This window comes from Candidimonas sp. SYP-B2681, assembly GCF_003971065.1.
Taxonomy (GTDB): domain Bacteria; phylum Pseudomonadota; class Gammaproteobacteria; order Burkholderiales; family Burkholderiaceae_B; genus Pollutimonas.
This window is the reverse complement of record NZ_RYDV01000016.1, coordinates 1-9,347: the sequence shown is the minus strand read 5'-3', so window position 1 is coordinate 9,347 and position 9,347 is coordinate 1. Positions and strand designations below refer to the sequence as shown.

The window sequence follows — 9,347 nt, the reverse complement described above, 5'->3', positions numbered from 1 at the left end:
TTGCTGTCTGTCTTGACCTGTGATGTATCTGGACATATTGAATCCCCACTCAACATGCCTAGAACTCTACCTCGAACTGATCGCACAGAAAATGGGGGTTTTCACACAGCCTCGATCGTGAGCTGCCCTGACACGTCGACACATGTGGCTATGTCTGCCCACACCGCGCCGTCTCTGCTAACCCCACATTTCATTGACGTGCTTAATGAGCACCTGCAAACGAACAGAGCATAACGAGTCATATTGGGGATATAGACAGCCTACCTACTACAAATCTTGCAATGCTTCCTGAATGTGGGAACGGAACTTGTCGGGGTCGGCCAGTGCATTCGCATTCAGCAAGGCCAATTTGACGAGAAAAAGCTCCGTCTTCTCCGCGCCCGCCTCATCGATGGCCGTCGCCAGCGCGTCGTACACGGACTCCAAGCCGGGGACGGATAGGGATTTAGTTTGCTTCATGGCGGTCTTCCTTATTGCTTCAGTATGGTATCCAAGGCGGCTTGCAGCCGAGTCTCATCCAGCGTCACCCACCGGCCGCAGACGTGTTGATCAGGGCGCAGCAGATAGGCTGCGCCACTGGCAAGGACACCATAACGTTGACGAAAGTGGCCGTCAGCATCAGCAAACGTAAGGTCTGCGCCTGCGACAGGTTCGCTGGCCCCTACGGCAATCACTCGTAAAACCAGACCGCGATCGCGCGCCCCGGCCACTGCCCGCTGCAACGGATGCGGAATGTCGCCCGCCTGTGTGAAATACAGCAGATCAAAGCCGCCGCCCAAATGGTCAAGCAAATAGTCGTTGGAAGAAAGGCGAATGTTCTGCGGCGGGGCTCCGTTGGCAGGACCGGCCTTGAATAATAAATTGTCGTCGCCAGCACTGTTGAGCTGCGACTGCGCGTACGCATGCGGCCGAGACGTGCGCCAATGGTATAGCGGCCGCACGAATTCCTGCGACAGGGACAACGACAGGACTGCATCGCGCAGCAAACGAAAGCCGCGCGTGGGTGGCGTCATGAACCGTGTGCTCTTACCCGCTTCGTCGATAATTTCCCGGGCTGCGCCGACCCGTTCGCGACTGTAATTGGCAAGCAGTTTTTCAGAGGCCAAGCCATTGACGACGTATGCCAAATGCCATGCGAGCGACTGCGAGTCCTGGAAACTCGTGTTCGCGCCCCGTACGCCGAAGATCGGCAATAGATGTGCGGCGTCGCCAGTGAATAGCACACGGCCATGAACATAATCGGCTAATGTCAGTGTGCGTGCCGAATACACCGAGCACCAATCCATTTCCCAGGGTTTGTCATCGTGACCAATTTGCGCCAATAGGGCTTGAATCCGCGTCTTGAGTGATTCAGGGGTTAATGCCTGCTCGGGCGTCTCTCCAACGGGCAACTGGTAATCAACACGCCAGATTCCCTGCGGCTCGCGATGCATCAGCACCGTATTGCCAGGATTCCAGTCGGGGTCAAAGAAAGCCATGCGTTCGGTTGGCAACGGCAGATTGATACGAATGTCCGCAATCACGAACCGGCCTTCGTACGAGGCCCCTTCCAGCTTCAGGTTCATCATGGTGCGGACGGCTGAACGCGCCCCGTCGGCGGCCACCAGCCAGTCGGTTTCCAGCGCGTATGGGCCTTCTGGGGTGTCGACCCGAACTAGAACCCCATCTGACAATGGTTCGATTTGGTCGATCCGGTTACCCCAACGAAAATCGATCAAGGGATTGGCGTGTGCCGCAGTGACCAGGTATTCCTCCAGGTACTGCTGCTGCAGGTTGATCATGGGGAAAAAACGATCGTCGTCATCACGATCGTTTTCCATGCGGAATACCCGTTGGCCCCGATAATACGAATTCCCAAAACACCAGGGGAGCCCGTTCTCGGTGACGCGATCGGCCACCCCCACCTGTTGCAGGATTTCCATTGAACGACGGGTAAATACAATGGCCCGACTGCCTTCTGAAACCTGCAATTCCGATTCCAGCACCACGCTGGAAACACCATGGCGAGCCAGTTCGAGCGCTGCAGTCAGTCCTGCAGGGCCGGCACCGACAACCACCACTTTCTTGCGACCTTGAGGCGCATTTTCTGACGCCAGCCAAGGCTCGAATACTTGATAGTTGTAGTACAGCGAACGCCGAGGTTGCGTATCAGGCTGATGCATTCAGGACTCCTGTTTACTGGCAGCGACCGGCTGCCGTAGTTGTTCTTTCAAGCGCGCCCGTGGGGTACTGAATCGAGCCGCCCTAACCGCGCTGATCATTCTTCTCATCGTTGGCGTGAGCGATCAAGCGATCTAAAAAATCACTTAATTGGGATTGTTCTTCGTCGTTCAGGCAACTGAAAATGTCGTCATTGCGAAGCCTGATCAATTCCATCGTCTTGCGCCAAACCCGACGCCCTTCGGCGGTCAAGGTTAAAACCACACCCCGCCCATCTTCAACCTGGCCCTTTTTTGATAGAAGGCCATAGTTCACCAACGCCTGCGCGGCGCGGCTGGCCTGACCCTTGTTCAGATTAGACAAACGGGCGAGATCGTTAACTGACAAGGGCTCAAACGAACCCACTGTGGCAAGGCATCGCCCATCACTGAGCGAAAGCCCGGTTTCGTGAGAGTAAGTCCGCTGGCTGCGGTGATCGCTTAGCTTATGCAGCATGTGCAAGCGATAAGTCATGGTCCGATTCAGGGGCTGCACATCGGCAAGGCCCAATTCGTCAGCCAGCTCGTCGTCGAAGGTGGTCGGAGTATTCATCGGAGGATTGTCGATCAATCGGCTGAAATACCGCTAGCCTTAATGACCTTGCTCCATTTGATGCGCTCGTCGGCGGCAAATTTCGTCATTTCTTCGGGGGTACTTGGGATTGCTTCCAGACCCAAGGTCGTGAGCTTTTCTTTAACCTCGGGCGTTTCCATTGCAGCCAGCATCGCTTTATTCAGCTTATCGATCGCCGCGACTGGCGTGCCGGCTGGCGCCACAAGACCTTGCCAGGCATATGCTTCGAATCCTTTCAAGCCCTGTTCGTCAAGGGTTGGAATAGTATCGAAATTCTTTACCCGCTTTGGACTGGCGACGCCGATGGCGCGCAGTCTGCCCGACGAAATATATTGCTGACCGCTAGCGGTATCGACGAACATGAAAGGAACCTGGCCCGCTACGACGTCCTGCACAGCAGGAGCAGCGCCCCGGTACGGGATATGCGACAGCTTTAGGCCCGTCATTTCGCGGAACAACTCAGTGGCAAGGTGATGTGGACTTCCCGAGCCAGGCGTCGCATAAGGGACTTCGGGCTGCGTTTTAGCCCATGCGATGAATTCTTCAAGGTTTTTTGCCGGTACTTTCGGGTTGACGACCAAAATCATCGGAAAACGCACGGTTAAACCAATAGACGCAAAGTCTTTTTCGGCGTCGTAACTGAGCTTTTTATAAATAAACGGATTTGCGGCGAGGGTCGCCGTATCCGCTGACAGCAATACATGGCCATCGGCCGACGCCCGTGCAACGTATTCGGCGCCAATGGCTGTCGCTGCGCCAGACTTATTAAGAATGACAATATTCTGCCCCAGGATCTTGGACATGTACTGAGCCAAAGTGCGGGCAACGATATCCGTGCCACCCCCAGCGGGATACGGCACTACCCATTCAATGGTACGGCTCGGGAAGGGTTCCGCTGCTATGGCGCCGGCAGCAGGAATCGCCAGCATAGCGGCGAACAGCAACTTTTTAGACCATGACGAAAATGTACGCATAAGGAATCTCACGAATGTAAAGAGATAAGGGGATCTGCGCTTACTACCGGGCCAGTACCCATGTAAATGACACCGATCAAGTTTAATCAAAATAGTTGCGCGCGCAACTAAGTGCTTTCCCTAGCTGTTCCGGGATGGGACCAAAACGATGACAAAAAAAAAGCGACACATGGTCGTCTCGGTTTTCTTGGGGCCTTGCGAAGATTTACGCCTCGTTAAGAGGCGACCAGTCAGGAAAAATAGCTGTCCTGACCGGCTTTCTATTGTCTACGAAGCAGCCGGCTCATCACCGTCAGTCGACTCCTCGTCCTGTACCTCGTCAAGCACTACCTCTTCGGCGGCTTCATCGTCGCTGTCTTCTACGGCATCGGGATTTTCCTCTGCGGCGTCTTCACTGACTACGTCCGTAGCTTCTTGCTCTTCCTCTTGCGCGACAGGGTCGACTTCCCCTTCTTGCTGACTTTCTGCATCGTCTGTTTCAGCGCCAGCCTCTTCAGAATCCGTATTCACGTCTTCGAGAACCGCCACATTTTCTTCAGCCTGCGTGTCAGCAACGCTATCGACTTCTGGCACTGCCGCTTGGTCTTGATCTTGGTTTTGTGTCATGTCAATCTCCACTATTAGTTTGATAGATGTGTTTTCGATAGGCACAGTCAATTTATGGTCAGTCTCCTGAGGGGCACGCTGAAGCGACGCACGGCCACTTCTGTGTGTCTGGATCAATCCCCGTTTACCATTCGCGCAAGCGCAAAACTGCCCTCAGATAGTCGTCTTTTTGGTCCCCGTGACCAATCAGCCAAATGGCACATATTGAATGCCAGACAGCATTGGGGAAAACGGCATATAGATGCGAACGGAATTGAGAATCAGTCCGAAAGCACCTTGGCGTTCTGATCCCAATCACGGTCCAGCGCTCCTGAAAACATCCGCAGCTGATTCTCAACATTCACGCCAAATGGCCTAAGCTTTGTCGCCAAGGCGTTCGCATTTCGAGTGATTTCTGAGAGTTCAGGAAGGCTTCCCCGACGCGCCATAATAATGCGGTTAGGTCCCCGCAAATTGAAGAACTTGCCAAATACATCAGCGTAAGTCGCCGATTCTTGATCGTATACGTGACTGCGTGAAAAAGTATTGGCTACCAATACGCCGCCCGGCGTCAGAGTGGCATAGACGTGTTGGAGGAATTCTCGAGTAAGCAAATGCGGGGGAATATAGTCCACGTCGAATGCGTCGAGCATGATCAAGTCATATTGCTGCCCCTGACGATGCGCACGCTCGATAAACGCACGACCGTCTTCAACGAAAATTCGTTGCTTGGCACTGGGCATATACCCAAAGAATTTTTTGGCAACGTTTACGACGGCGGGGTCAATCTCGACCGTATCAATCACCGCCTCTGGAAGCACCTTGGCCAATGCACGGGAGAGTGACCCGCCTCCGAGCCCCACAATCAATACATGCGCGGGCTCAGGATTGACGAATAGCGCGCTCATCATCGTGCGGGTATAGCTGAACACCAGTTCGTCGGGATCGTCGAGATCGATGCAGCTTTGCCGGCCGAGGTCCTCCGGACTGTTGAAATTCATGCATCGTTGATCAAGTTCTTCGAATACAACCACGGGAGCGAATTCAGACTGCTCGGTATGGATGACCGCAGCCGAACCCGGGTCTAACAGTGCGAGGGTCGTGATCAGTGCAAAGCACGCCGCCAAAACGCACGCCACAACCGGACGAGCCGCAAGCAAGGAACGAAGAAATGCCATGAGATCGCCAGAATAAGGGGTACCCTGTCAGCAAGGCCAGAGCCGCCCGGTTAAGTCTTAAACGTAGGCTAGCAGCCGGCCACACGTCGCTGCGGCAATCCATAACAGCAAAGAAGCCGCCGCCTGCATACGCCCGATGACTGGCGCCGCATGGTCCCACAGCGATAAGCGGGGGGACCAAATCGCCCGAAATAACAGTGCGTTGACAATACCGAGCAGAATAAAACCGAGCTTAAAAGGCAGCAATGGGTTATTTAATAGGGGGCCAGCGTCTGCCGAAAATAGCAGCACGCCACTGAGTAAAAGCAGCACAAGTCCCACTACAGCGAGCGGGGTCAGCAGGGACGACACTTCGGTCAATGGAAGGCGGCGCGCTACGCCCAATAAGCGCAGATCAAGTATGAGCATTGAACCGACAAGCAGCACCAGCCCAGCTAAGTGGACAAGGTTGACGGCAGGATACGCAAAATCTGACATGCGCATCCATACACCCATCGGCGAAGCTTCCAGCCACGCAGCCCAGCTACCGAGCTCCACTAGCGAAGCTCGATCGTCTTGCCGTCGACGGTAATACGCTCGGCCCGTATTTCGTGAGCACCATCACGTCGCGGATAGCCTTCGATAATCACATTCTTGCCGACGGTGAGGGCATCTTTCGGCAGGCCACGCGATTCCATGCGACGCGTAGGGGCCAAGATGACATCCCAGCGATTGCCTTGATAGTCGATATCCAGTTCGGCATGAGGATTGCGATACTGCACGTCGACCACCGCTGTTTCCACTTTGATGGGTTTGTCGGCATCATAGGAGCTCCAGCCATGATGAGCCCAGACCGGTCCTGCCGAGACTGCCAATACGATGGAGCAAAGCAATGGTTTGATCTTCATATCCGACTCCGCTAGAGACGACGAGGAGCTTATTATAGATAGGACCTACCTCTGCTGCCTACCACTAAAAGCCTGAATCCCAAGAATGAACAAAGAAACGGAACTGAAGCGAGCAAAGCGCACTGCCCTGTGCATGTTACTTGGGGCAGCCATCGTGTTTGTCATTACCATTTTCTCGCCCCGGAGTTTCTGGATGGACGGGCTCAAAGCCATATCCGAAGCCGCAATGGTCGGCGCTCTGGCGGACTGGTTCGCTGTAGTGGCGCTTTTCCGGCGCGTTCCCATTCCTTTCGTATCACGGCATACGGCCATCATCCCTAGAAATAAGGATAAGATCGCCGAGAACCTGGCAACCTTTGTGAAAGAAAAGTTTCTGCATCCCTTATCAATTGTCGAGCTGATAAGAAAACATGACCCGGCAAAAGCAATTGCCGGCTGGCTTACGGAACCCGGCAACGCGGAACGTATCGCACACCATATGGCGACCTTGATACGGACCATATTGGATCTTACCGACGACAGGCGTATCCAGTCGTTCATGAAAAACGCCATTGATGTCATCATCGACAAAGTGGATTTATCGTCTTCGGTCGCCACGGTTCTGGATAATCTGACCAAGGATGGCCGGCATCAAGAGCTCCTGGATCAGGGTGTGGGCCTTATCATTAAGCAGCTCGACACACCCGCTACGCGCCTCCTGATTTCCGAACAAATTGTTGCATGGCTAAAACGCGAACATCCCATCAAAGAAAAAGTTCTGCCAACCGAATGGCTAGGAGAAAATCTTTCTAATCAGATCGCTAGCGCTGTCAACATGGTGCTTGACGATATCGTTGAAGATAAGGGCCATAAATTCAGAAAGGGTTTCGATGACGTTCTGGAAAGGCTGATTCAACAGCTAAAGAACGACCCCAATATGGCAAGCAAAGCCGAGGAGATAAAGCAATACCTCAAAAACGATCAGGCACTAAATACCTATGTGAAAGAATTATGGGACGACTTGCGCGATTGGCTTAAGCGAGACCTTGATCGCAAGGGCTCCGTTTTGCACGAGAAAATCGCGGCAACAGGCCAATGGATAAGTCAGGCGCTGGGCAAGGATGCAGAACTGCGGGCGTCGCTGAACCAGCATATGGAACGCGCCGCCAAAACGATGGCCCCCGATTTCTCCGAATTTTTGACGCGACACATTCGCGATACCGTAAAAAGTTGGGAGGCGCAAGATATGTCGCGGCAGATTGAACTGAACATCGGCAAGGATTTGCAATTTATCAGGATCAACGGAACACTAGTCGGTGGCCTGATCGGACTAATACTCTATTTTTGCTCCCAGATTCCACACGTTCTGCAGCTCTTGGCCAAGTGATTCTGCGATGCATGAATGCCTTACCTCTATAGGCATTTGTCTCTACAATAAACGTCACTTATCACTGTAAGGATGGCTTCATGGACGCCGATTTCTGGCTAGAGCGATGGCGCGACGGACAAACCCGTTTTCATCAAAATCGTGTAACACCGTTACTGCCTAAATACTGGCCATCACTGTCGTTGCCATCAAGCGAGAGGGTTCTGGTGCCGCTGTGCGGGAAATCGCTGGATATGATGTGGCTCGCTGAACAGGGCCATCAAGTATTGGGTATCGAACTGGCGCAATTGGCCATTGATCAGTTTTTTGCTGAGAACGGTCTAGAGCCGGAAACTCATGAATCGCCGCTGGGCCGCCACCATATTGCAGGAAACATCGAAATCATTTGCGGCGACATTTTTGCACTCGATGTTGCTACGCTGAATTCATGCGTGGGGGTGTACGACCGAGCAGCGCTGATCGCCCTGCCGCCAACGATGCGTCAACGTTATGTGGAGCACGTTTACGCGCAGCTTCCGGTTCAATATCGCGGACTGTTGTTGACCCTGGACTATCATCAGGACCAGATGGAAGGTCCGCCGTTCTCGGTGGGCGATGCCGAAGTTCAGTCTCTTTTTAGCCGGCATTCTGAAGCCCGAATCCTTGACCGCCGGGATATTCTTGATAAAGAGCCGAAATTTGCCGAACGGGGACTGACAAGTTTGGATACCGTGGTGTACGGGCTTGAAAGCGCGGTCTCGGCTGGGCAATCTTAAGTCGGCGCGTTATTTCTTCGGACGGGTCGTCGTTTCTTAAGTCGGATCATTCATTCTTCGGACGGGTTGGCGCTTCTTAAGTCGGTGCAGCGGGTCGCGAGAGGCTGGGCGAAAGATCGCTGCGGTCCAGCTTCGCTGGACTGCCCGGCCAACCGCTCTGGATCGGGGCGGGCCCAAACTCGCCATCGCCAGGCCTTCGGCCTGTGCTTCCGGCTCAAACAGGCGGGCCCTTTTTTCCCCGATCCAGAGCGGTTGGCCGGCGCGCTCAAACTTTCGTCCCAGCCTCCCGCGACCCGCCGCACCTTGAACTTAGATTTGATTGGACCGATCTCGGTCTTGTGGCTAGGTTAGCGCTGCGTTGGGCTACGCTTGAGTCTAGTGTGCCTAGGTGTTCTGGCTCGCGGGCTATTTTGTGATGTTGGAATGTTGCGATGTTCGTTAGCTGGCAATTAGGCGACGTAGCGATGAGGCCAACCATGGCTCGGTATGGCTACGATTTCCCGAAGCTATGGCCATGAAGTACGTTGCCACACAGCCAGCGTATCCGCCAGCCTCACCAAATATCCGTTGCTCCACAGCCAGCTTAGCTGCCAGTGCTTCCAGATACCGATCGCCCCGCCAATACTGTGCATCGCTGCCATTCCGTTGCCTTGAGCCGTCGTGCCTGGGGCTGGGTAAGCGATTTTTTCGCCCGCCGCATTACCGGGCCAGTGCGGGGAGACAAGGCCGCGCTGTCCGAGCGGCAGGCTGGCTGACAGTCTGGGAGACTGTCAGCGCCGCGAGTTCGCGGACGCCCCGCAATGGCCCGGTAATGCGGGCAGCGCTGGCGA

At 54.3% G+C, this 9,347-nt stretch carries 10 protein-coding genes; 2 read left to right on the top strand and 8 right to left on the bottom strand.

The window, feature by feature from the left end:
- Nucleotides 1–267 precede the first annotated feature (267 nt).
- From EKL30_RS18625 to EKL30_RS18590, 8 genes are all read right to left on the bottom strand, one after another.
- Nucleotides 268–459: a DUF2783 domain-containing protein gene (locus EKL30_RS18625; protein WP_126708751.1), complete on the bottom strand. Its 192-nt coding sequence runs from the start codon at nt 457–459 to the stop codon at nt 268–270.
- A gap of 11 nt (nt 460–470) precedes the next feature.
- Nucleotides 471–2,162 (bottom strand): FAD-dependent monooxygenase, encoded by a 1,692-nt coding sequence (locus EKL30_RS18620; RefSeq protein WP_126708750.1) that lies wholly within the window; start codon nt 2,160–2,162, stop codon nt 471–473.
- 82 nt (nt 2,163–2,244) lie between these two features.
- Nucleotides 2,245–2,751, bottom strand: a complete 507-nt coding sequence (locus tag EKL30_RS18615; RefSeq protein ID WP_126708749.1) for a MarR family winged helix-turn-helix transcriptional regulator — start codon at nt 2,749–2,751, stop codon at nt 2,245–2,247.
- A 14-nt stretch (nt 2,752–2,765) separates the two neighbouring features.
- Entirely contained in the window at nt 2,766–3,746 is a 981-nt protein-coding gene (locus EKL30_RS18610) for a tripartite tricarboxylate transporter substrate binding protein (RefSeq protein ID WP_126708748.1), read from the bottom strand.
- A gap of 267 nt (nt 3,747–4,013) precedes the next feature.
- The gene (locus EKL30_RS18605) at nt 4,014–4,352 is read right to left on the bottom strand and encodes a hypothetical protein (RefSeq protein WP_126708747.1); all 339 of its coding nucleotides are present in this window, start codon (nt 4,350–4,352) and stop codon (nt 4,014–4,016) included.
- 260 nt (nt 4,353–4,612) lie between these two features.
- The gene (locus tag EKL30_RS18600) at nt 4,613–5,509 is read right to left on the bottom strand and encodes a spermidine synthase (RefSeq protein ID WP_126708746.1); all 897 of its coding nucleotides are present in this window, start codon (nt 5,507–5,509) and stop codon (nt 4,613–4,615) included.
- Between the two features lie 57 nt (nt 5,510–5,566).
- Nucleotides 5,567–6,046, bottom strand: a complete 480-nt coding sequence (locus EKL30_RS18595) for a DUF6644 family protein (protein WP_370246287.1) — start codon at nt 6,044–6,046, stop codon at nt 5,567–5,569.
- Nucleotides 6,046–6,396, bottom strand: a complete 351-nt coding sequence (locus EKL30_RS18590) for a DUF6152 family protein (RefSeq protein ID WP_126708745.1) — start codon at nt 6,394–6,396, stop codon at nt 6,046–6,048. Before EKL30_RS18590 ends, EKL30_RS18595 begins: the two co-directional genes overlap by 1 nt.
- 85 nt (nt 6,397–6,481) lie before the next feature.
- Here EKL30_RS18590 and EKL30_RS18585 point away from each other — a divergent pair, with 85 nt between their 5' ends.
- Complete coding sequence (locus tag EKL30_RS18585; RefSeq protein ID WP_126708744.1) at nt 6,482–7,762, top strand: DUF445 domain-containing protein; 1,281 nt, start codon at nt 6,482–6,484, stop codon at nt 7,760–7,762.
- Between the two features lie 80 nt (nt 7,763–7,842).
- On the top strand, nt 7,843–8,517 hold the full coding sequence (locus tag EKL30_RS18580) for a thiopurine S-methyltransferase (RefSeq protein WP_126708743.1): 675 nt from the start codon (nt 7,843–7,845) through the stop codon (nt 8,515–8,517).
- Nucleotides 8,518–9,347: the final 830 nt, after the last annotated feature.

Bases quoted from the DNA above. Each gene is read 5' to 3' on its own strand.
- EKL30_RS18625 (WP_126708751.1), bottom strand. From the start codon at position 459: ATGAAGCAAACTAAATCCCTATCCGTCCCCGGCTTGGAGTCCGTGTAC.
- EKL30_RS18620 (WP_126708750.1), bottom strand. From the start codon at position 2,162: ATGCATCAGCCTGATACGCAACCTCGGCGTTCGCTGTACTACAACTAT.
- EKL30_RS18615 (WP_126708749.1), bottom strand. From the start codon at position 2,751: ATGAATACTCCGACCACCTTCGACGACGAGCTGGCTGACGAATTGGGC.
- EKL30_RS18610 (WP_126708748.1), bottom strand. From the start codon at position 3,746: ATGCGTACATTTTCGTCATGGTCTAAAAAGTTGCTGTTCGCCGCTATG.
- EKL30_RS18605 (WP_126708747.1), bottom strand. From the start codon at position 4,352: ATGACACAAAACCAAGATCAAGACCAAGCGGCAGTGCCAGAAGTCGAT.
- EKL30_RS18600 (WP_126708746.1), bottom strand. From the start codon at position 5,509: ATGGCATTTCTTCGTTCCTTGCTTGCGGCTCGTCCGGTTGTGGCGTGC.
- EKL30_RS18590 (WP_126708745.1), bottom strand. From the start codon at position 6,396: ATGAAGATCAAACCATTGCTTTGCTCCATCGTATTGGCAGTCTCGGCA.
- EKL30_RS18585 (WP_126708744.1), top strand. From the start codon at position 6,482: ATGAACAAAGAAACGGAACTGAAGCGAGCAAAGCGCACTGCCCTGTGC.
- EKL30_RS18580 (WP_126708743.1), top strand. From the start codon at position 7,843: ATGGACGCCGATTTCTGGCTAGAGCGATGGCGCGACGGACAAACCCGT.